Raw genomic sequence first — 19,503 nt, forward strand, 5'->3', positions numbered from 1 at the left:
CGTTCGGCGAGGCATATATCAGCGTGTGCCCAGGTATATATACCTGGGCACACGCTGATTTTCAGCTTTATACCCTACAAACGCCACCGCCCGCTTCCCTGGGGAGGGAAACGGGCGGCGTGGGCCTGCTTCAGGAGCGGTAAAGCCTCAGAGCTGGATGGTCTTCTCCACGTCCGCCATCCGGAAGCGCGCCATCGCCAGGTTCGCGTTCGCGCGGTGCAGCGCGATGTAGAGGAACAGTCCCTCGCGCGCCGCGAGCGGCCGGATGATGTGGTACTGCTCGCCCAGGGTGATGAGCATGTCCTCGATGCGGTCCTTGATGCCCAGGGCCTTCATCGTCTTCATCTTGGCGCGCATCACCTCGGTGTTGCCCGCGGCCGCCGCCTCGATGTTGAACGCCGAGGACCCACCGACGCTGCCCAGCGTCATGCCGCTGTTCGCATCCGCCAGACACACCGCGAACGCACCCTCAATCTTCATCGCCTCTTCCAGCGCCTGCTTCACGTTCGCCATGACTTCTCTTTCCAATAGGACGGGGGAAACCGAGGGGGACTGCGACTGCGAAATGGCGGGCGGCGCCTGCGTCACGTCGGCGCTCAGCTCCGCCAGCTCGAACGTGAGCTGGCTGGAGTAGGAGCGCGGCTGCGGGACGAAGAGGGCCTGCGCCTCCGTCAACCCGAAGAGCGCGTCCAGCTGCGTCCCCAGGTGCCGGCACAGCAGGTCGCGCAGCGTGTCGCGCGGCACCAGGCCCCACGCCACCAGCGTCTCGCAGAAGTTGCCGCCGCTCTTGCGGCACTCCGCCATCACCTGCTCGACGTCCTCACGGCTCACCAGCCGCGCGTCGATGAGCGCCGTGGAGAAGCTGCGCGAGCCCGGGCCCGTCAGCACCGTCCACGCCACCTTGCGCTCCACCACGAAGATGCGGCCGGAGACCGTGGCGGACTTCACCACCACCTCGCCTCCCAGCTTGCTCTCCAGGGCTTCGTTCAGCACCGCCCGGACGACCTGACGGGGCTGGGACATGACGGGGCGGGGGGCCGGATTCATGAGGGGGATCCACAGAGACCGTCAGTGATGGCGCGGTCTGTCAGGGGGTCGCTGCTGTCCGGATAATAAACAGCAACGCTGCACAATGGCAACTCAGCTGTAAAATTCGGGGAATAAATGACACCCCTGGGGTTGGTGAAACCCCGTACAGATGAATGAGTTTGTGGCACCGGGGGGCCAAAGACAACGGAACAATTCCAGAGCAGCGAAAACTCGACGCATGGACCCGACAGCGCAATGCGTCGCCAGGGCAGGCAGGTTCGCTCGGTGACAGTTCCCTCTGGAAACGAGGATCAATTGCTTGGAAAGCGCGCGGGAAATCCGTTCCGGCCCTCTCCACGTAGCAGCCCCCGGTGTGCGCGCGGCACCCCGGGGGCCTGGGTCCTGTTGGACCATGTTCCGACCTGTTGGCGGCTCAGTGCACTGGCGGTGCGCGGTCCGCGGCGGCTTCCGGGGCCAGGGGTGACTCCAGACGTGGGGCGATGCCGTCCTTCAGCTGGCGCACCAGGGCGGCGCAGAAGGCCTGCAGGTCGTCCGGCTTGCGGGAGGTGATGATGTTGCCGTCCTCCACCACCTGGCGGTCCACCCAGCGGGCGCCGGCGTTGATGAGGTCCGTCTTGATGGACGGGAACGACGTGACGGTGCGCTCGTCCGCGATGTCCGCCTCCACCAGCATCCACGGCCCGTGGCACACGGCGGCGATGGGCTTGTCCGCCTTGAAGAAGTCGCGCACGAAGCCGACCATGCCGATGTCCATGCGCAGGTGGTCCGGCGAGTAGCCGCCGGGGATGACCAGCGCGGCGAAGTCCGCGGCCTTCACCTCCTTCACCGCCCTGTCCGTGCGGACTTCCGCGCCCTTCTTCCCCTTGAGCGTCTTGCCTGCCTCCAGGCCGATGACGACGGGCTCATGCCCCGCCTGCTTGAGCGTGTCGAAGGGGACCTGGAACTCGGAGTCCTCGAAGTCGTTGGCCACGATGAGTGCGATGCGCGCCATGGAACTGCCTCCCGCTGGGCAATGGTTGCCGTTGAACCCGCCCGAGCAAGGTGCCCACGACAGGGGCCGGGACAACGCCGTCCGGGACCGTCTTCCAGTGCCGGATGCGCTCGCCTGCCCCCCTTCCAGGTCCATGGGCGGCGTCCACCAACGCTAGATTCCCGCCATGCGCTCCCGCCGCCTGCTCCTGTCCGCCCTCGTGGTGCTCACCGCCACCGCCTCCGCCTGCCGCAAGAGCCAGGCGCAGGGGACCGCGTCGCCCGAGGACTGCATCCTGATGGAGGACGGCTGGGGACAGGACGGCAGCGTGCCCATCACCGTGGACGTCGTGGCGGAAGGGCTGGAGGTCCCCTGGGGTGTCGCCTTCCTGCCGGGCGGGAGCGGAGACGCGCTCATCACCGAGCGGCCGGGCCGCGTGCGGCTGTTGCGCGGCGGCCAGCTGCAGCCCGGGGCGGTGGCCACGCTGCCCCTGGCGGCGAGCGGCGAGGGCGGCCTGCTGGGCATCGCCGCGCACCCGGACTTCGCGACGAACCGCCAGTTCTACCTGTACGTCACCACCCAGGCGGACGGGAAGGCGCAGAACCGGGTGGAGCGCTGGACGCTGTCGCCGGACGGCGCGAGCGCGACCTTCGAGCGCGTCATCTTCGGGAGCATCCCGTCCGCGAAGTACCACGACGGCGGGCGGCTGCGCTTCGGGCCGGACGGCATGCTGTACGTGGGCACGGGGGACTCCCGCGACCCGGACCTGTCCCAGGACGTGGCCAACCCCGCGGGCAAGCTGCTGCGCCTGACGCCGGAGGGTGCCGTGCCCGGAGACAATCCCTTTCCCAACTCACCCGCGTTCCTGCTGGGCGTGCGCAACACGCAAGGCTTTGACTGGAAGGACGCCACCACGCTGTACCTCACCGACCACGGCCCCAGCGGCGAGACGATGCGCTTTGGCCACGACGAGGTGAACGTGGTGAAGGCGGGCGACAACCTGGGCTGGCCCGGCATCTATTCGTGCGAGACGCAGAACGGGCGCATCACCCCGTCGCTCACCTTCGACGACGCGTCGCCCCCGGGCGGCGCGGCCGTCTACACGGGCACCGCGATTCCGGAGTGGAAGGGCTCGCTGCTCGTGGGCACGCTGAAGTCCCGGCACCTCCACCGAGTGGAGTTCGATGCCCGGGAGCCCCGGCGCGTGGCCCGCCACGAGGTGTATCTGCGCGACACCTGGGGCCGCCTGCGCGACGTGCTGATGGGCCCCGACGGCCACCTGTACGTCACCACCAGCAACTGCGACGGCCGGGGCGAGTGCGGCCCCCGGAAGGACCTGCTCCTGCGCATCCGGCGCTGATCAGCTCACGCTCTCCGCGCTGTAGCGGGCCAGCAGGCCCGTGCGCACCGCGTAGCGGTAGACGCGCTGGAAGACCCAGCCCGCCAGCACGATGTCCAGCAGCGCCAGCGCCAGGCCCCAGCCCAGCGTGGTGCCGGAGAACTCGCCGCCGGCCACCAGCGTGCGCACGCCCTCGAAGACGTAGGACGGGGGCAGCAGCTTCGCGACCCACTGCATCCACTCCGGCAGCGTGGACAGCGGGTAGAAGACGCCCACGAACGGGGACAGCAGGCTGGGGATGGGCCAGACGAACCACTCCGACGCGGGGCCCAACCTCAAGACCATCGCGCTGCTGAGGATGCCCAGCGCGATGCCGAAGAGGAACAGCACCATCACGAAGGGGATGAACATCGCGCCGTAGGCGGCGAAGGACAGCCCGAACACCGTGGTGGACAACAGCAGCATGACGACGAGGCCGATGGCGCTGGTCGCGATGCTCGTCACCACCAGGCCGCACACGTACTCCGGCAGCGTGAGCGGCGTGGCGAAGACGTTGAGGAAGTTGCGCGACCAGACGTCCTCGAAGAAGCCCGTGGTCAGCCCCTGCATCACGCGCGCGAAGAAGTCCCAGAGCAGCACCGCGCCCAGCAGCGCCGGCACGAAGTTGTAGCCGGAGGACGTCACCTCGTTGAGGTACCGGGTCATGAAGCCCCACAGCACCATGTCCACGGCCACCCACGCGAAGAGCGGCACCACGCGCGCGAAGTTGCCCTTGTAGAGATAGAACTGGCGCAGCGCGATGCCCGCGACGTGGTTCAGGTTCATGGCGCTTCGGTCCTCTCCAGCGCCAGCGGCTCGTTGGCCACGGCGATGAACAGCTCCTCCAGCGTGGCCTTGCCGTGCTCGCGGGGCAGCGTCTTGGGGTCCCCCTCCAGCAGCACCCGGCCGCGCGCGAGGAAGAGGACGCGGTCGCAGACGGCCTCCACCTCGTACATGTTGTGCGACGTCCACAGCACGCTGCTGTCACCCTTCGCGGCGAAGGCCTTGATGCGGGTGCGGATGTCCACCGCCGTGGCCGGGTCCAGCGACGCGGTGGGTTCGTCCAGGAGCAGCAGGCGGGGCTGGTTGAGCATGGCCTTGGCCAGCGACACGCGCGTCTGCTCGCCGGAGGACAGCACGCCGCACTTGGTGTCTCGGAAGCGCTTCAGGTCGTACTCCTCCAGCAGCGCCTCGATGCGGGCGGACAGCCCCTTCACGCCGTAGATGAGGCCAAAGACACGCAGGTTCTGGGCCACGGTGAGGTTGCCGGGCAGGGGCGAGTAGACGGCGGCGAAGTTGGTGCGCGACAGGGCCTTGACCCGGTGGGTCTCCAGGTCGGTGCCCTCGATGGCGATGGTGCCGGAGGTGGGCTGGAGCACGCCCAGGAGCATGTTGATGGTGGTGCTCTTGCCCGCGCCGTTGGGCCCCAGGAGCCCCACGATTTCGCGGCGGCGCACGTGGAAGGAGATGCCGTCCACGGCCGTGTGGGCGCCGTACGTCTTGCGCAGCGCCGTGACGGAGAGCACCAGGGTGTCCATCGAGCCGGATTTCATCAGGGGCCCTGCTGTACCACGCGGACGTACCACCGCCAGGGCGCACTTCGGGAGAAGGAAGGCAGGCGGGCGGGGCCCTGGACGGGACGACGAAAAGCAGACGGTGCCCGTGCACGGTCCGCGCGAATCTGGAAAGCTTCGCGCTCCTTCCTGGTCCCAGTGGAGTCGCCGTGCTGCTGGAAGTACCCATCCTCATCGGCCTGATGGTGGCGGCCATCGCGCTTGCCATCGCCGCCAAGCGGGCCAGCGTGCCGTACAACGTCGCGCTGGTGCTTGGTGGCTTGCTCATCTCCGTCGCACACCTGCTGCCGGGGGTTCCACCGCTCAACCCCCAGGTGGTGTTCCTCATCTGCCTGCCGCTGCTGCTCTTCGAGGGCGGCATCATGGCGGACCTCAATGGCATCCGCGCGAACGCGGTCCCCATTGGCCTCTTGTCCACGCTGGGGATGGTCCTCGCCATTGGCGCCACCGGCACCGCGCTGCACCTGATGCTGGGATTGGCGTGGGGGCCCGCGCTGCTCCTGGGCTCCATCCTCGCGGTGACGGACACGGTGTCCATCCTCTACGCCTTCCGCCGCGCGCCGGTGCCCGGGCGGCTGGCGGGCATCATCCAGGGCGAGAGCCTCTTCAACGACGGCACCGCGCTGGTGGCGTACACGGCCATCGCGGCGGTGGTGGCGGGCGGCGCGGCGCCGTCGCTGGGTTCGCTGGGCGGCCACGTGCTGCTCGCGTCGGTGGGCGGCGCGGTGGTGGGGCTGGGCCTGGGCCTCCTGGGCGGCTTCATCATCCGGCGCGCGGAGGATCCGCTCGCGGAGATCATGGTGACGACGGCGGTGGCGCTGGCGTCCTACGTGCTGGCGGAAGAGGTGCACCTGTCGGGCGCCATCTCCGCGGTGGTGGCGGGGCTGGCGGTGGGCGTCACGCTCCGTCGCGAGGTGCCGCCGCAGAGCCAGGTGGCCATCCACTCCTTCTGGGAGTACGCCACCTTCGGCGTCAACACGTTCCTCTTCCTCTCCGTGGGCCTGGACACGCGGCCGGAGGCGCTCCAGGGGCACCTGCCGGGCGTGGGCATGGCGGTGGTGGCGGTGGTGCTGGGGCGCGCGGTGGCCATCTACCTGCCCTTCCTGCTCTTGCGCCTGTTCAAGCCCGCGGAGTCCATCCCGCTGAGATGGCAGCACGTGTTCCTGGTGGGCAACATCAAGGGCGCGCTGTCCATTGGCCTGGCGCTGGGCCTTCCGGAGTCCACGCCCGCGCGCGAGCAGATCGTCTCCATCGCGTTCGGCGTCACGCTGGTGTCCATGGTGGGCCAGGGGCTGATGCTCACCGGCGCGCTCAAGTGGCTGGGGTTGTTCCAGCAGGACGCGGTGGCGCTGGAGATGGCGGAGCAGCGCGGGAAGCTCATCGCCAGCCGCGCGGCGCACGTGGAGCTGGACACCTTGCACACGCAGGGCCTCTTGCCGCGCGCGGCCTATGAGCATTTGCGCAGCGAGTACCAGGTGAACATCGCCCGGGCGGAGCGGGAGCTGCGCCGCATCAGCGAGCAGCACCTGGCCGAAGGGGCGAAGGACCTCCTGAGCATGCGCAGGCGGCTCATCGACGCGGAGCGCACGGCGTTGCAGGGCGCGCGGCGCAACGGGCTGATTCCGGAGGCGACGGCGGAGGAGATGCTGGCGCACCTGGACGCGCGGATGTTGGACCTGGAGAAGGTGTTGCACGGCGGGCACGCGAGCAAGGACAGCAAGGAGCACAAGGCGTCATGAAGATCGTCATCGCGGGGGGAGGACGGGTGGGCGGCGCGCTGGCGGCGCGGCTCGTGTCGGAGCAGCACACGGTGACGGTGATTGAACGCGACGCCGGCATCTGCGCGCGCCTCTTCGAGGAGGTGGGCGTGGTGACGGTGTGCGGGGACGCCACCAACCCGCGCGTGCTGGAGGCGGCGGGCATCGGGACGGCGGACGTGGCGGCGGCGGTGCTGGCGCACGACCCGGCGAACCTGGCGTTCACCATGCTGGTGCGCGCGGTGTCCAGCGCGCGCCTGATGGTGCGCATGCTGGACACGAACTACCGCGAGGCCTACCGGCTGGCCGGCGTGAAGGAGCTGGTGGCGGAAGCCGACGTGGTGGTGGCGAAGATGACCACCGCCATCGACTTCCCGCAGGTGTCCGGGTCGCTGCCGCTGAGCAGCGGCGACGCGCTCCTCTTCGAGCTGGCCATTCCCGTGCGCGCCCGGGTGGCGGGACAGACGGTGGCGCAGGTGCGCGGCATGGAGGGCTTCCCGCGCGAGTGCATCTTCATCGCGCTGGTGGACCCCCAGGGCCACACCGCGCTGCCGGAGGGCAACACGCAGCTGAAGGCCGGGCACAACGTCATCCTCGTGGCGCGCAGGACGCAGGTGGCCAAGGCGGTGGAGTTCCTCACGTCGGAGCCGCCGCTGGGCGCGGGCCTGGCGTCGTCGCTGGCGCAGACCTTGCGCAAGCTGGACTTCCTGGCGCCCCTGAGTGAGGACGAGCTGGAGGCGGTGGCGCGCGGCGCGGAGCTGCTCCAGACGCCCGCGGGCACGGAGCTGTTCCGCCAGGGTGACGCGGGTGAGACGTTCTACGTGGTCATCTCCGGCGAGGTGGCGATGAAGGACGGCGCGCGGCAGACGGTGGCCACGGTGAAGCAGGGCGGCTTCTTCGGGGAGCTGGCCCTGCTCACGGGCGAGCCGCGCAACGCCACCGCCGTCACCGCCACGCCGTGCGAACTGGCCGCGGTGGGCCGCGAGGACTTCCGCGGCGTGATGATGGCCAACCCCGCCGTCGCGCTGGAGATGAGCCGCATCCTGGGCCAGCGGCTGTCACGGCTGGGCGGACAGACGCAGCCGGCGAAGAAGCGCGGGCTGTTCGGCCGCTGATCAAGACAGACACCCTCCCCTCAAGGGCCTTTCCCATGACGACGAAGCACACGGCGCTGGTGCTGGGCGCTACCGGCATCATCGGCCGCAACCTCCTCACGTACCTGGACACGCGGCCGGACTGGAAGGTGAAGGCCGTGTCGCGCCGCGCGCCGGACTTCGCCACGCGCGCGGAGGTGAAGTCGCTGGACCTCCAGTCGCCGGACTCGCTCGCCAGCGCGGCGGAGTGGCTGCGCGACGTCACGCACGTCTTCTTCGCCGCGTACCAGGAGCACCCGGACCCCGCGGACCTCAGCCGCATCAACGTGGCGCTGCTGCGCAACATCGTGGAGGCGGTGGAGAAGCACGCACCGGGCTTCCGCCACGTGTCCTTCATCCAGGGCGGCAAGGCGTACGGCGCGCAGTTCGGCCTCTACAAGACGCCCGCCAAGGAGACCGACCCGCGCCACTTCCCTCCGAACTTCTACTACGACCAGGAGGACTACCTGCGCGACGCGTCCCAGGGCCGGCGCTGGACCTGGACCGCCCTGCGGCCCGACATGATGATGGGGCTCGCCGTGGGCAACCCCATGAACCTGGGCAACCTCATCGGCGTCTATGCGTCGCTGTGCAAGACGCTGCGCGTCCCCCTGCGCTTTCCGTCCACGCCTCGCGCGTACTCCATCCTCGCCAACGTGACGGATGCCACGGTGCTGGCCAAGGCCATGGAGTGGTCCGCCCTCAACGAGGCGTGCGCGGGCGAAATCTTCAACATCACCAACGGCGACGTCTTCCGCTGGAGCCAGGTCTTCCCGCGCATCGCGGACGCGTTCGGCATCCCGTGCGCGGACCCGCAGCCCTTCTCCCTGACGGAGGCGATGAAGGACAAGTTCCCCGTCTGGGAGGCGCTCACGCAGCGCCATGGCCTCCAGCCGCACGGCCTGAAGAAGCTGGCCAACTGGGCCTTCGGCGACTTCATCTTCGGCGTGGAGAACGACGCGTTCTTCGACGTGAACAAGGCCCGCCGCTTCGGCTTCCAGGAGATGCACCTGGACAGCACGGAGGCCATGGTCGCGCTGATGCGGCAGCTCCAGGCGGAGAAGCTCATCCCCGCCTGAAGCGGCCCGTCACGGGCTGTCGATGACCACCCTCGGCGTGAAGCCGAGCTGGATGGTGAGGGACGGCTCGCGCGGCACGGGGTTCGTTGAACGGATGACCACCGTCGTGCCCTCGACCCGCGGCGGGGTCACGCACTGCACGCCCGACGTGACGACCTGCGTGTACGACGTGCTGTACCCGTTGGCCCAGGTGGCCATCACGCAGTGCTCCTCGCCGTCCGCGTCGCAGTCCCCTCCCGGGGAGCCGTCCCGCTGCACGCACGTGAGGACGGCCGTCACCGTGACGTGCTCGTCCGCGTCGCGGACAGCGGTGGCGGTCCGGACGCCCACCAGGTCCGGGCCAGGACCACACGCGGCCAGCAGGCCACAGCACATCAGCATCCAGGGGATTCGCGGGGACATGGGGAGGCTCAAGGGCTGTCGATGATGAAGCGGGTGGTGCGCGGATCCACCTGGACCAGGATGCGCAGGTCGCGGCCGGCAGGGACGACGTCTGGCGAGACGACGGTCATCGCCCTGTACATGCGGGTGCCGACCGGCTCACACGTGCGCTGTGACAACAGGGGCGTGCGGAAGGCGGCGTCCTCCGCCGGGTACCAGCCCGCATCGACGCACAGGGGCTGCTCTTCCGGCCAGCCGCAGGCGTCGTCCGCGGACCGCTGCCCCTGGAGCACCCCACACACGATGTAGACCTGAAGCGACACCCGGCCATCCTCCAGCCGCGTCGCCCGGACCCCGGTGAGGTCGGGTGCCAGCAGGTCCTCGCCGCCGCAGCCCATGGCGGCCAGCGCCCACAGCACTCCACTCACGGCACGGCGCATCGCGGGCCTCCCCTCAGGGACAAGACCCGCCCTCCATAGCAAGACGCGCATGCGTCAGGGGCTCGCGAGGAAGACGCGCGGGCCCTCTCCACCGATGAGGGTCCGTCCCAGCTCCAGGGTCCAGGGCACGTCGCGCGGCACGGGCTCCGGTGAGCGCAACACCACGGTCGTCCCCTCCCAGTGCTTGGGTTTCAAGCACTCGGAGACGCGCCAGACTCCCAAGGAGGAGCGCTCCTCCGGCAGGACCTCCGGGGTCGGGTACCCCATGAGCCCGATGCACAGGGACTCTCCGTCCTCGTCACAGCCGTCTGGCTCCGAGCCGTTCGCGGGCACGCAGGTCAAGACGGCGGTCACGGTGACGTGGTCGTCCGCGTCACGGGTGGCGGAGGCGGCGCGAACGCCCACGGCGTCCCAACGAGGCCCGCAGGCCGTCAGCAGGCCCGCGAGGGCCACGATGATGAAGGTCGGATGCATAGGGGTCTCAGGGGTTGGGGATGATGACGTTCGCCACGCGGGGATCCGCGCTGACGAGGATGCGCAGCCCGGGGTCACGGTCCACGGCCTCCGACGTGGTGACCGTCACCTGGGTGCCGATGATGTCGGGGACCGTCTGGCACGACTCCGCCCGGTGCAGCGGATGGGCGAAGGCCGTGTCGTCGGCCGCGTACCACTCCGCGGAGACGCAGACGCGCTCGCCATCCGCGTCACAGCCTTGCGACCGCGCGAAGCCGTACACGAGGCCGCAGGTCAACGTGACTTCGACGGAGACGCGGTCGTCCTCGAGCCGCGCCGCCGTGGCATCCCACACACCGGCCGCCTCCAGCCCGGACTCACAGCCAGCAAGGACGGGGAGCAGCAGCAACAGCCAGCGACGCACGCGGGACCTCCGGGAGCAGTGGACCCCGCGCCCCAGAGCAACACCCGTGCCCACTGGCCGACAGACGGCCTCACTCCGAGCAGCCCCCCGCAATGCCTGACAGACATGTCAGGGCATGACGCCCGTGCCCTGCCGCCCGCGGCTTCTCAGGCCGACTGCTTGAGGCGCCCGCACAGCGCGGACGCCGCCAGGAAGCCCACGCTGAAGGCGTTGCGGAAGCGGTTGTAGAGCGTCCCCACGCCGGGCACGTTGGCGATCATGTCGCCGAAGCTCCACATCTCCTCGTGCGCGTGGATGAGCGGCAGCACCTCTCCGCCGTCCTCGCCGCGCTGGAGCGTGAAGTCGTACACGAGGAGGGTGCGCAGCGGGTACGTGTAGAGCCACGCGAACTGCTTGAGGTTCATCACCCCGTCCACGATGGCCCGCCCGCTCTTCCCGTCCGGCTCCAGCTGGACGTTGAGCTGGTAGATGTCGAAGTCGAAGCGGAACATGCAGTGGAAGCCCGCCGCACCCTTGCGGTACGTCTCCTTGCCGCCGCCCTTCTGCCAGGGGTCGGTGAAGGTGACGTCCTCCGCCATCATCGGCATCAGCTCCGCGTCCAGCACCGACGCGGGGATGGACGTGGTGTAGAGCAGCCGCGTCACTTCCCGGAAGCGCGCCTCGAGCTGCTCGATGAGTGCCTGCTCCGCCTTGCGCATGCGCCCCCCTCCCCGCTGATTGGACCGGGCGTGAAGGTAGGCACGGACCTGGAGCGGGGGAAGACGGGGTGCGTCAGCCGCCCAGCTCGGTGAGGAGCTGCGCCGCTTCGTCCTTCACGGCGGCGTCCGCGCCCAGCGACTGCGCCTGCTTCGCGTGCCGGGTGGCTTCCGCCCGGTCGAACGGCTGGGTGGCGCGCGCCAGGTTGAGGTGCGTGAGCGCGTCCTGGGGGTTCGCCTCCAGCACCCGCTCCAGCAGCACGCGGGCCCGCGCGTGGTCCTGGTCGCCCATCAGCAGGCGCACCAGGTCGTTGGTGGGGCCGGGCTCGTGCGGGACCGCCGCCACGATCTCCTCCAGCAGCTTGCGGGCCTCCGCGCGCTCGCCCAGCGCCTCGTGTGCCTGCGCCAGCGAGTGGCGGATGTCCCACTGGTTCGGGGCGCGCTGGAGGGCTTCACCGAAGAGGGCCTTCGCCTCCGCCAGCTCCCCGGCCAGCATGCAGGCCAGGCCGTGCAGGTGGACGTAGCGGACCTGCGCGGGGTCCAGCTCGCGCAGCTCCAGGATGGTGCGGCGGGCCGCGTCCTTGCTGTTGGCCTGGAGGTAGAGCCGGAAGAGGTCCTGCAGCACCGCCACGCGCGTGCGGCCCTGCGCGTGCTCCAGCGCGCGCGTGGCCGCGGAGATGGCCGCGCCCAGGGCACCGTTCGCCGCGTGCGCGCGCGACAGCATCAGGTGCGGCAGGGCCTCCTGGGGCGCCAGCGCCGCGGCCTGCTGGAAGTGCACGGCCGCCGCCGCCGGGTCCTTGCGCTGCACCGCGATGCGGCCCAATTCGAAGTGCGGGTAGACGCTGTGGGGCGCCACCACCTGCGCGGCCTCGAAGGCGGCCTTCGCGCCCTCCAGGTCGCCGCGCTCGGCCAAGAGCGTGCCCAGGTTGAAGCGCTCGAAGTAGCCGGCGGTGGGCGCGGCGGCCAGCGCCTTGAGCGTCACCAGCGCCACGGGGTCCCCGGCCTGCGCCTTGAGCATGGCCAGGTGGGCCTGCGCCTCCGTGTTGTCCGGCTGCACCTGCAACAGGCGCGTCACGGCCCCTTCCGCGTCCTTCGCGGCGCCGGTGCTCAGGTGGGTGCGCACCAGGCCCATCAGACAGTCCACGTCCTTCGGGTCGATGGAGAGGCCCTTCTGGAAGCTCTTCACCGCCTCCGCGGGCTGGCCCTGCTGCAGCAACTGCCCACCCTCTTGCGCGTACCTGGATGCCATGGTCCCCCTACTACCACGAGCCTCCAGAAACCCCGCCTCCCCGCCTGCCCCTACCGGCGCAGCGCGGCCAGGGCGACACCGGGGAGCTTCAGCCAGGACGGGGACTGCTCGAATTCCACCAGCCGGCGGGACAGCGTCGCCATGCTCTTGTGACCCGGCACCCACGGGGGCGGGAACAGGGACGTGATGGGGGCGCGCAGGACCGCCTTCTCGATGGACTCCAGCATGGACGTGTTGTGCACCCAGCCCTGCCCGCTCTGGATGTCCTGGGCGGACGCGGACGGATGTCCGCCCCAGGGCAGGCTGCCCAGCGCGTAGCCCGCGGCGGGCCACGTGTTGAGGGCGACAGTGCCGTAGCGCAGCTCCCGAATCGCCTTCTCCACCGCCGCGCGCACCCGCGGGTCCTTCATCGTCTTCGGGTGGACGATGAGCATGGCGTTGAGGGTGCCCCACACCTTCTCGTTGAGGAACGCGACCGCGGCCTCCAGGAAGGCCACCGGTTCGTCGGAGCCCGGCAGGCCCGTCTCCGACAGCACCGTGCACCAGGGCTCGTGGCGGAAGACGCGGTCGTCCGTCTTCGCGGGGTCCACGTCCGGAATCAGCGCGTAGGCCAGGTCGCCCTCGCCGGGGTTGCCCACGAGCCGCAGGTTCGGCCGCGCGTCCGTGAACTGGTGCCAGCGCTCCTGCGCTCCCGGGTAGTACGCGCGGCGCACGGGCGCCTGGCCCAGGCTCGCCTGGATGCGGTCCACCAGCGTGCCGCGCCGGGCCCAACCCTTCGGCTGCACCAGCAGCTTCGCCGCGTTGCAGTTGAAGGACGCGTTGTTGGACACCATGCCGGCGATGTCGTCCGCCTGGAAGCGCAGCTCGCCGTCCGAGTACGGCCCCGGCACCACCACCACGGGGGAGATGTTGCCCAGCTCGCTGGAGACGTGCTTCGCGAGCAGCGGTTCGTTCTTGCGGCGGCGCTCGTCGGACTCCGGGCCGGGCGGGCCCCACACGAGCGCGTCGTGGGTCTTGTCGCTGCCGGTGATGTGCACCTCGTCCACCGCGTCGTGATGGACCAACTGCGCGCCCTCCTCCGCGCCGCCGTAGATGATGGCCAGCGCGTCGCGCGCGACGAGCGGCGCGAAGGCCTGCTCCAGGAACGGGCCCAGGTACGCGTTGACGGGGTTCATCTTGAGCACGCAGACGGTGCCCTCGACGAAGAGCTTGTAGAGGCAGTCCAGCGGCGGGATGGAGTTGACGTTGCCGCCGCCCAGCACCGCGCAGACGCGGCCCTTGTGGGGCTTCTTGTAGAAGGACGCCTGGTGGTCGCGCAGGTTGTCCGCGGTGACGCCGGGCTGGAAGTAGACCTCGCCCGTGGTGCCGGGCAGCAGCATCCCCTCCAGCCTGTCCCTGGGGAACAGCCTTGCGGCGAGCCGGCCGTCCTCCAGCGTGCGCAGGTGCGTCCGGGGGATGACGGGCACGCCGTGCTTCTGGATGTCCTTCAGCGCGTCCGAGAGCAGGCGCAGGTTGCGCACCACCACCATGGGCCCGGCGAGCCACTCCTCACCCGCGAGTGGACCGCCGGGGTCGATGCCCTTCGCCTCGCAGGCCGCGCGCACGCTGGGCTCCGCGATGGCGACGTACGCGTGGCGCAGGTCCTCCAGGAGCCGGATGCGCTCCTTCAGGGCGAGCTTCACCCACGCGCTCGAGCCCTCACGGACCCGGCGCACCAGGATGTCGATGGTGGTGCGTGACGTGGACTGCGGGACGGCGGCGGACATGGCGACCTCCGAGAGAGGCTTCACACCGGGTCCCGGTATAGGGAACCCCCGCGTGCGCCGTCACCGGGGAGCCGCGCCCTCCGTCCTCAGGTGGGCAGAGGCTCGGCCAGGCCCTTGCGGATGGCCTCGTCGATGACGGCCATGACCTTCTTCATGTTCTCGCGGCTGCGGGCAGCCTGCTGCTCGCCCAGCTTCCCCTGCTCCTCACCGAGCTTCCCCTGCTGCTCGCCCAGCTTCCCCTGCTCCTCGCCCAGGGCCTCCATCTTCTGGCTGAGCGCCTCCTGCTCCTTGTCCAGACCCTCCAGCTCCTTGTCGAAGGCGTCGTCGCGCTTGTCGAGCTCCGCCTCCTTGCGGTCGCGCTCGGGGCCGTCCTCCTGGTTGCGGAGGCGGGCGCGCTCCAGGGCGATCTCCGCGCGCTTCGCGGCGATGGCGGCGTGCTTCGCGGCGATCTGCGACATGGGGTAGGCCAGCTCCGCCTGCTTCTGGCCCAGCGCGGCCTGCTGCGCACCCAGCGCGGCCTGCTTCTCACCGAGCGCGCCCTGCGCGTCGCCCAGCTTGCGGTCGTCCTCCATCAGGTTGCGCACCTGCTCCAGCGTCTTGGCGTCGCGGATCAGCAGGGGCTTGCCGTCGCGGCGCACGAAGAGCACGTCCTTGCCCTTCTGCTTGAAGGTGCGCGCCAGGTACAGGTCGTCCGTGGAGCCGGCCATCATCGTGCGGCCGTCGGAGAGGTACGCGAAGGTGTCGTCGTCCTCGAGGCCCATGTCCGGCGGGGCGGGAGGCGCGGGAGGACGCGGCGCGGCCGCGAGCATGGGAGCCATGGGCGGCAGCGGGGCCCGAGGGCCACCGACGGGCGGCATCGGGGCCAGCGCGCCACGGACCGGGGGCGCGGGAGGCACGGGCGGCACCGGGGCCAGCTTGCCGCCGGTCGGCGGAGCGGGGGGCGCGGGCGGGGCGTGCAGGGTAATGATCCGCGTGGACGGCGTCCCCGGCGTGGGAGGAGGCAACGCGGGCAGCGGCGGCAGCGGCGTCGCGTCCTCGGGCGTCCCGGGCGCCTTCGCGGTGTGCTCCGTCACGGTGGGCTTCGGCGCGGCGGCCGGCTTCGCGGCAGGGGCCGGCGTCGCGGTGGAGGTCCTGGCGGCGGGCGCGGCGTCCTCGGGCAGCTGCCGGACGGTGCCCACCTTCACGGGGGCGGGGGCCGCGTCCTTCGTGGAAGGAGCGGCGCTCTCCGCGGGCGCCTTGGCGACGACCTGGAAGGGCATCAGGACCACGGCGCCGAGGGCGAACAGCGCACCCTTCAGCCACCGGCGGGGTTGGGTGGGGACGACGTCGACATGTTCCAGCATGCGGAGCCTCCTGTGCAGCGCGTGAAGGTGGGCCGACGCCCCAAGCGCCGCTGCGCTGCCGGGGGGCCGGGTGATGCCAAAGGCAATCAGCAACTCGCCGTAGTCCGCGGGCTCCGCGCCGGTGAGGCGCAGCGCCTCCGCGTCGCACGCCTCTTCCCGGGCGAGCGCGTACTCACGGGCCGCCTGGCGCGCGAGCGGGTGGAAGAAGAGGACCGTCTCCGCCAGCGCCGGCACCCAGCCCAGCCACAGGTCCCCGCGACGCAGGTGCGCCACCTCATGCGCCAGCGCCATGCGCAGCGCGTCCTCCGGCAGGTCGCGCACCGCCTTCGCGGGCAGCACGATGACCGGCGACATGAGCCCCGCCGCCAGCGGGCTCACCACCTCGTCCGACACGAGCAGCGTGGGCGGACGGCGCAGGCCCGCCTCGTTCGCGAGGAACTCCGCCTCCTCCTCCAGCACCGGGTGACGGAAGGGCCGCGCACGCTCGCGCATGCCGCGCACCTGGCGATACGCCTGCACGTGACCCCGCACCTTCCAGACCACGCCCGCGCCCCACAGGACGAGCAGCGCCCACGCCAGGCCCACCGTCCACGGATGCGAGCGCAGCGACTCCCAAGCGCCCCGGACGAAGGCCGCGAGCCGCGCCCCGTGCGAGGGACCTTCCGACGCCACCCCCGCGAGCCCCGGCTCGGCAGGCCGCGCCGCGCCTGGCGGCGACACGGGCCCGGACACCTGGAGGTGCGGGGTGGCCTCACGGGCGTCGGACGCCGTGCGCATCGTGATCATCACGGTTGATGTCTGGGATTGTGCCCCTTCCGCGCCGGACGTCTGGGATTGCGCCGCCGTCGCGCCCTCCACGGGCAGCAGCGCGAGCGGCATGGGCCTGGGCCAGCCCAGCGTGAGCACGAACTTGAGCGCCACCAACCACCACAGGCCCGCGCGCACGGCCGCGGGCAGGCGCGGCACCGCCCGGGCCACGCCCCAGACGACCAGCGCGCACAGCGCCCCCTGCCACGAGGCGCGCCACACCGACTCCGACCACGACGACCACCACGGCGAGGTCATGAGAGGCGTCATGGGGCTCACTCCTTCCGCTTCTGGCGCAGGCGCGCCACGACGTCCTGGAGCTGCTTCAGCTCTTCGTCGGACACGTCCTCCGTCTCCGACAGGTAGGTCACGAACGGCGACAGCGAGCCGCTGAGCGTGCGCTGCACGAAGTTCCCTACGACGTCGCGCAGCAGCTCTTGCGTCGCCACCGGGGACGCGTACTGGAACACCCCGTCCACCTTGCTCCGCGTCAGGTGCCCCTTGAGCCGCAGGCGCTCCATCACCGTCAGGATGGTGGAGCGCGCCAGCCCCTGCGCCTCACCGAAGCGCTCGGCCACCTCGCCCACGGTCGCCGGCCCGTGCTCGGCCACGTACCGCAGCACCGCCAGCTCCTGCTCTCCCACCGGCTTCTTCATGCGCCCTGCCCTTCGTGACGACAGCTGTAGTCAGAAAGGAAGGTACGCCTGACTACAGCCGTAGTCAACTCGAAGTGCGCGGACACGCTGTTCGCGTTGGGGAGGCGCGGGAAGCGCTCGCGCACTGTCGGGCTGCCGGGCGCCCGCTCTCCCGGCTACCCAGGAGCGTGCCAGTTGGGGGGAGCCCGTGTGTGTCCTTGTCTCTGTCGGAAGGACAACCAGATTTCCTCAAGCCGAGTTCAAACCCGACACACACGGAGATTTCCCATGAAGCTCCCTCTGTTCGCGGCGATCGCCGCCCTGTCGCTGTACGGTTGCAGCCACTCCTCCAGCGCGCGTGAGGCCTCGTCTCCCGAGGCAGGCGCCATCGGCGGCTCGGGCAGCGCGGGCAGCACCCAGGACACCAGCAGCGGGAGCATCGACTCCTCGGCCTCGGACTCCTCCTCCCAGGAGCTGCCCGGTGAGACGGGCAACGTGAGCGACCTGGAGAAGCGCGACCGCATGAACGCGCCCACCGTCTACGAAGGCGAGGCCACCGGTGGCTCCGGCGCCGCCGACGAGACCGTGAAGACCCAGGACGGCCAGAAGTGGGACGTGCAGCAGAACACTCCCACCGACCTGGGCGACACGCAGGCGCCCTCCGGCGCGGTGAACCAGAACCGCGACCCCAATGAGAAGGGCAACCTGGGCACCGAGGGCGGCACCGGCGGCTCCGGCTCCACGAGCACCGACGGCAAGAGCGACGTGGAGGACGTGAGCGGCGAGTCCGACGCCCTCGACACCGACAGTGCCACCACCGACGACTCCAGCACCGACAGCTCCAAGGTCGAGTCCGGCGCCACGCCCGACCCCACGAACTAGCTTCCCAGCCTCGCGCCCCACGTGAGGGCGGATACCCGGTAAAGCCCGCACGCGGGCCGCGCCGGGTATTCGTCTGTCCACCCCGCGCCGAGCCAACTAGAGTGAGCACCAATGACTGGTGCTCCCCTCGTGGCCCTGCTCGCCCTGCTTCAATCCCAGTCCTCCACCATCGAGGAGGTCCCCAATGATGCGCAGGAGGCGTACTCCGCGCCGGAGTCCTCGGGGAGCTCGGGCGATTCGGAAGGCATCGGCTTCCGGGCGCTCCTGGAGGTGGGACCGCTGAGCTTCCCGTCCGGGACGCCCGGCGGGGAGCAGGACCTCTTCGGGTACGCGTACCCGTCACTGGGCGTGGATGGCGGGGAGGACTTCGCGTTCATGCTGGGGGCGCCGCTGCGCTTCCGGCTGCTGGACAACGACCCGAAGCAGAAGGACCAGGACCACGGCGCGTGGCTGAGGCGCGAGGACTGGGACGAGCGCAGCGACTACGGCCAGGTGGTGCGCCTGCTGCGCATTGGCGACGAGTCCGGCCGCTTCGGCCTGCGCGTGCAGCCGTTCCTGGAGGAGTCGCTGGGGCGCGGCTACCTGGTGAACCGCTACGACAACCAGCTCAACCCGAACTACCACCCGGCGGGCGGCACGCTGTCGTTCACCGCGGGGCCCGCGCGCGTGCAGCTGCTGGCCAGCGACGTGCTCGCCGCGCGCGTGTTCTCCGGCGAGCTGCTGCTGGACATCGGCCGCCTCGCCAGCGACAGCGAGGGGAACTTCGACCGCTACCTGGTGCGCGCCTCCGCGGCGCACGACTTCGGCGAGGCCGGCGGCGTGACGCCGGAGGCCACGCTCGCGTCGGTGGGCGGCGAGTTCGCCATGTACAAGGGCGAGCGGCTGCGCTCGTGGGCCCTGGTCGCCGGCGGCGCGCGGCTCAACGAGGGCGCGCAGGACGTGGGCGCCCTGCTGGGCGTCGCGTTCGAGGGCAACTTCAAGGGCACGCAGCTCAGCGTCACCCTGCAGGGGCGCCGGCAGGGCGGCGGCTTCCGCTTCGGCTACTTCGGCGCGGGCTATGAGCTGTCTCGCTTCTCCGCCGTGGGCCTCTCCGAGGAGCCCCAGTCGGACCAGCGCGTGCCCAAGGACTTCTCCGGCTACCTGGAGCTGTCCGTGGCGCGCGGCGACGGGCCGGACTCCCCGGAGGTGGTGGCCAGCGGCGCCGTGGAGTACTCCGCCTTCGGCCGCGCGGACGGCGACCTGTCCCTGAGCTTCAGCAGCCCGGGCGGCGAGTCGCGCGGCATCGCGCGCGTGGTGGTGATGGGCCTGGGTGACAAGCCCCGCTACTCGGTGGCGGCGGAGTTCCGCCAGCGCGTGCTGCCCGCCATGTACGTCTGGGGCGCCGGCGCCACGGTGCACTTCCCGCAGCCGGATGGCGTGCTGGTGCGCGGCGTGAGCGTGGGCGCTGGCGTGGGCGTGGACTTCGCCCGCCGTTAGCCAGGCCCCGC

At 70.7% G+C, this 19,503-nt stretch carries 19 protein-coding genes; 6 read left to right on the top strand and 13 right to left on the bottom strand.

All coding sequences use genetic code 11. The features are described 5' to 3' along the window. Positions 1-147: 147 nt before the first annotated feature. Positions 148-1,047 carry a hypothetical protein gene (locus tag NR792_RS23500; RefSeq protein WP_375754913.1) on the bottom strand — a complete coding sequence of 300 codons (900 nt, stop codon included), beginning with the start codon at positions 1,045-1,047 and terminating at the stop codon, positions 148-150. Between the two features lie 415 nt (positions 1,048-1,462). Beyond that, positions 1,463-2,041, bottom strand: coding sequence for a type 1 glutamine amidotransferase domain-containing protein (locus NR792_RS23505; protein WP_375754914.1), 579 nt, complete (start codon positions 2,039-2,041; stop codon positions 1,463-1,465). Between the two features lie 166 nt (positions 2,042-2,207). Here NR792_RS23505 and NR792_RS23510 point away from each other — a divergent pair, with 166 nt between their 5' ends. Continuing rightward, positions 2,208-3,380, top strand: a complete 1,173-nt coding sequence (locus NR792_RS23510; protein WP_375754915.1) for a PQQ-dependent sugar dehydrogenase — start codon at positions 2,208-2,210, stop codon at positions 3,378-3,380. Here NR792_RS23510 and NR792_RS23515 read toward each other — a convergent pair whose 3' ends face one another. Together NR792_RS23515 and NR792_RS23520 are read right to left on the bottom strand one after the other, a co-directional pair. Beyond that, positions 3,381-4,184: an ABC transporter permease gene (locus NR792_RS23515; protein WP_375754916.1), complete on the bottom strand. Its 804-nt coding sequence runs from the start codon at positions 4,182-4,184 to the stop codon at positions 3,381-3,383. Beyond that, a complete protein-coding gene (locus tag NR792_RS23520) occupies positions 4,181-4,951 on the bottom strand; it encodes an ABC transporter ATP-binding protein (RefSeq protein WP_375754917.1) in 771 nt (256 codons plus the stop codon). The genes NR792_RS23515 and NR792_RS23520 overlap by 4 nt, the downstream gene beginning before the upstream one ends. 170 nt (positions 4,952-5,121) lie before the next feature. On the opposite strand from NR792_RS23520, the gene NR792_RS23525 reads away from it, so the two are divergent. Genes NR792_RS23525 through NR792_RS23535 form a run of 3 tightly spaced genes read left to right on the top strand, consistent with a single transcriptional unit; the run spans position 5,122 to position 8,941 of the window. Continuing rightward, positions 5,122-6,711 carry a cation:proton antiporter gene (locus tag NR792_RS23525; RefSeq protein WP_375754918.1) on the top strand — a complete coding sequence of 530 codons (1,590 nt, stop codon included), beginning with the start codon at positions 5,122-5,124 and terminating at the stop codon, positions 6,709-6,711. Next, a complete protein-coding gene (locus tag NR792_RS23530) occupies positions 6,708-7,844 on the top strand; it encodes a cyclic nucleotide-binding domain-containing protein (RefSeq protein ID WP_375754919.1) in 1,137 nt (378 codons plus the stop codon). Before NR792_RS23525 ends, NR792_RS23530 begins: the two co-directional genes overlap by 4 nt. Positions 7,845-7,879: 35 nt before the next feature. Beyond that, on the top strand, positions 7,880-8,941 hold the full coding sequence (locus NR792_RS23535; RefSeq protein ID WP_375754920.1) for an SDR family oxidoreductase: 1,062 nt from the start codon (positions 7,880-7,882) through the stop codon (positions 8,939-8,941). Positions 8,942-8,950: 9 nt separating this feature from the next. Here NR792_RS23535 and NR792_RS23540 read toward each other — a convergent pair whose 3' ends face one another. The 9 genes from NR792_RS23540 to NR792_RS23580 form a co-directional block, all read right to left on the bottom strand. Beyond that, the gene (locus NR792_RS23540; RefSeq protein ID WP_375754921.1) at positions 8,951-9,343 is read right to left on the bottom strand and encodes a hypothetical protein; all 393 of its coding nucleotides are present in this window, start codon (positions 9,341-9,343) and stop codon (positions 8,951-8,953) included. Between the two features lie 8 nt (positions 9,344-9,351). Next, the gene (locus NR792_RS23545; protein WP_375754922.1) at positions 9,352-9,762 is read right to left on the bottom strand and encodes a hypothetical protein; all 411 of its coding nucleotides are present in this window, start codon (positions 9,760-9,762) and stop codon (positions 9,352-9,354) included. Positions 9,763-9,816: 54 nt separating this feature from the next. Further along, positions 9,817-10,236, bottom strand: coding sequence for a hypothetical protein (locus NR792_RS23550; RefSeq protein WP_375754923.1), 420 nt, complete (start codon positions 10,234-10,236; stop codon positions 9,817-9,819). 7 nt (positions 10,237-10,243) lie between these two features. After that, positions 10,244-10,639: a hypothetical protein gene (locus NR792_RS23555; RefSeq protein ID WP_375754924.1), complete on the bottom strand. Its 396-nt coding sequence runs from the start codon at positions 10,637-10,639 to the stop codon at positions 10,244-10,246. Between the two features lie 146 nt (positions 10,640-10,785). Then, positions 10,786-11,337 carry a hypothetical protein gene (locus NR792_RS23560; protein WP_375754925.1) on the bottom strand — a complete coding sequence of 184 codons (552 nt, stop codon included), beginning with the start codon at positions 11,335-11,337 and terminating at the stop codon, positions 10,786-10,788. 73 nt (positions 11,338-11,410) lie between these two features. Next, on the bottom strand, positions 11,411-12,583 hold the full coding sequence (locus NR792_RS23565; RefSeq protein ID WP_375754926.1) for a tetratricopeptide repeat protein: 1,173 nt from the start codon (positions 12,581-12,583) through the stop codon (positions 11,411-11,413). Positions 12,584-12,633: 50 nt separating this feature from the next. Further along, entirely contained in the window at positions 12,634-14,349 is a 1,716-nt protein-coding gene (locus NR792_RS23570; RefSeq protein WP_375754927.1) for an aldehyde dehydrogenase, read from the bottom strand. Between the two features lie 86 nt (positions 14,350-14,435). Further along, positions 14,436-16,769: a M56 family metallopeptidase gene (locus NR792_RS23575; RefSeq protein WP_375754928.1), complete on the bottom strand. Its 2,334-nt coding sequence runs from the start codon at positions 16,767-16,769 to the stop codon at positions 14,436-14,438. 5 nt (positions 16,770-16,774) lie between these two features. After that, on the bottom strand, positions 16,775-17,155 hold the full coding sequence (locus NR792_RS23580; protein WP_014400122.1) for a BlaI/MecI/CopY family transcriptional regulator: 381 nt from the start codon (positions 17,153-17,155) through the stop codon (positions 16,775-16,777). A gap of 267 nt (positions 17,156-17,422) precedes the next feature. Here NR792_RS23580 and NR792_RS23585 point away from each other — a divergent pair, with 267 nt between their 5' ends. Together NR792_RS23585 and NR792_RS23590 are read left to right on the top strand one after the other, a co-directional pair. Continuing rightward, on the top strand, positions 17,423-18,016 hold the full coding sequence (locus NR792_RS23585; RefSeq protein ID WP_375754929.1) for a hypothetical protein: 594 nt from the start codon (positions 17,423-17,425) through the stop codon (positions 18,014-18,016). Positions 18,017-18,127: 111 nt separating this feature from the next. Continuing rightward, entirely contained in the window at positions 18,128-19,492 is a 1,365-nt protein-coding gene (locus NR792_RS23590; protein WP_375754930.1) for a hypothetical protein, read from the top strand. Positions 19,493-19,503: the final 11 nt, after the last annotated feature.

The organism is Corallococcus exercitus, assembly GCF_042231735.1.
GTDB lineage: Bacteria > Myxococcota > Myxococcia > Myxococcales > Myxococcaceae > Corallococcus > Corallococcus exercitus_B.

What these genes read in the sequence shown, in the direction of transcription:
- NR792_RS23550 (WP_375754923.1), bottom strand. Translation starts at nt 10,236, where the DNA reads ATGCATCCGACCTTCATCATCGTGGCCCTCGCGGGCCTGCTGACGGCC.
- NR792_RS23510 (WP_375754915.1), top strand. Translation starts at nt 2,208, where the DNA reads ATGCGCTCCCGCCGCCTGCTCCTGTCCGCCCTCGTGGTGCTCACCGCC.
- NR792_RS23530 (WP_375754919.1), top strand. Translation starts at nt 6,708, where the DNA reads ATGAAGATCGTCATCGCGGGGGGAGGACGGGTGGGCGGCGCGCTGGCG.
- NR792_RS23500 (WP_375754913.1), bottom strand. Translation starts at nt 1,047, where the DNA reads ATGAATCCGGCCCCCCGCCCCGTCATGTCCCAGCCCCGTCAGGTCGTC.
- NR792_RS23515 (WP_375754916.1), bottom strand. Translation starts at nt 4,184, where the DNA reads ATGAACCTGAACCACGTCGCGGGCATCGCGCTGCGCCAGTTCTATCTC.
- NR792_RS23545 (WP_375754922.1), bottom strand. Translation starts at nt 9,762, where the DNA reads ATGCGCCGTGCCGTGAGTGGAGTGCTGTGGGCGCTGGCCGCCATGGGC.
- NR792_RS23590 (WP_375754930.1), top strand. Translation starts at nt 18,128, where the DNA reads ATGACTGGTGCTCCCCTCGTGGCCCTGCTCGCCCTGCTTCAATCCCAG.
- NR792_RS23570 (WP_375754927.1), bottom strand. Translation starts at nt 14,349, where the DNA reads ATGTCCGCCGCCGTCCCGCAGTCCACGTCACGCACCACCATCGACATC.
- NR792_RS23580 (WP_014400122.1), bottom strand. Translation starts at nt 17,155, where the DNA reads ATGAAGAAGCCGGTGGGAGAGCAGGAGCTGGCGGTGCTGCGGTACGTG.
- NR792_RS23505 (WP_375754914.1), bottom strand. Translation starts at nt 2,041, where the DNA reads ATGGCGCGCATCGCACTCATCGTGGCCAACGACTTCGAGGACTCCGAG.
- NR792_RS23575 (WP_375754928.1), bottom strand. Translation starts at nt 16,769, where the DNA reads ATGACGCCTCTCATGACCTCGCCGTGGTGGTCGTCGTGGTCGGAGTCG.
- NR792_RS23520 (WP_375754917.1), bottom strand. Translation starts at nt 4,951, where the DNA reads ATGAAATCCGGCTCGATGGACACCCTGGTGCTCTCCGTCACGGCGCTG.
- NR792_RS23560 (WP_375754925.1), bottom strand. Translation starts at nt 11,337, where the DNA reads ATGCGCAAGGCGGAGCAGGCACTCATCGAGCAGCTCGAGGCGCGCTTC.
- NR792_RS23565 (WP_375754926.1), bottom strand. Translation starts at nt 12,583, where the DNA reads ATGGCATCCAGGTACGCGCAAGAGGGTGGGCAGTTGCTGCAGCAGGGC.
- NR792_RS23535 (WP_375754920.1), top strand. Translation starts at nt 7,880, where the DNA reads ATGACGACGAAGCACACGGCGCTGGTGCTGGGCGCTACCGGCATCATC.
- NR792_RS23540 (WP_375754921.1), bottom strand. Translation starts at nt 9,343, where the DNA reads ATGTCCCCGCGAATCCCCTGGATGCTGATGTGCTGTGGCCTGCTGGCC.
- NR792_RS23585 (WP_375754929.1), top strand. Translation starts at nt 17,423, where the DNA reads ATGAAGCTCCCTCTGTTCGCGGCGATCGCCGCCCTGTCGCTGTACGGT.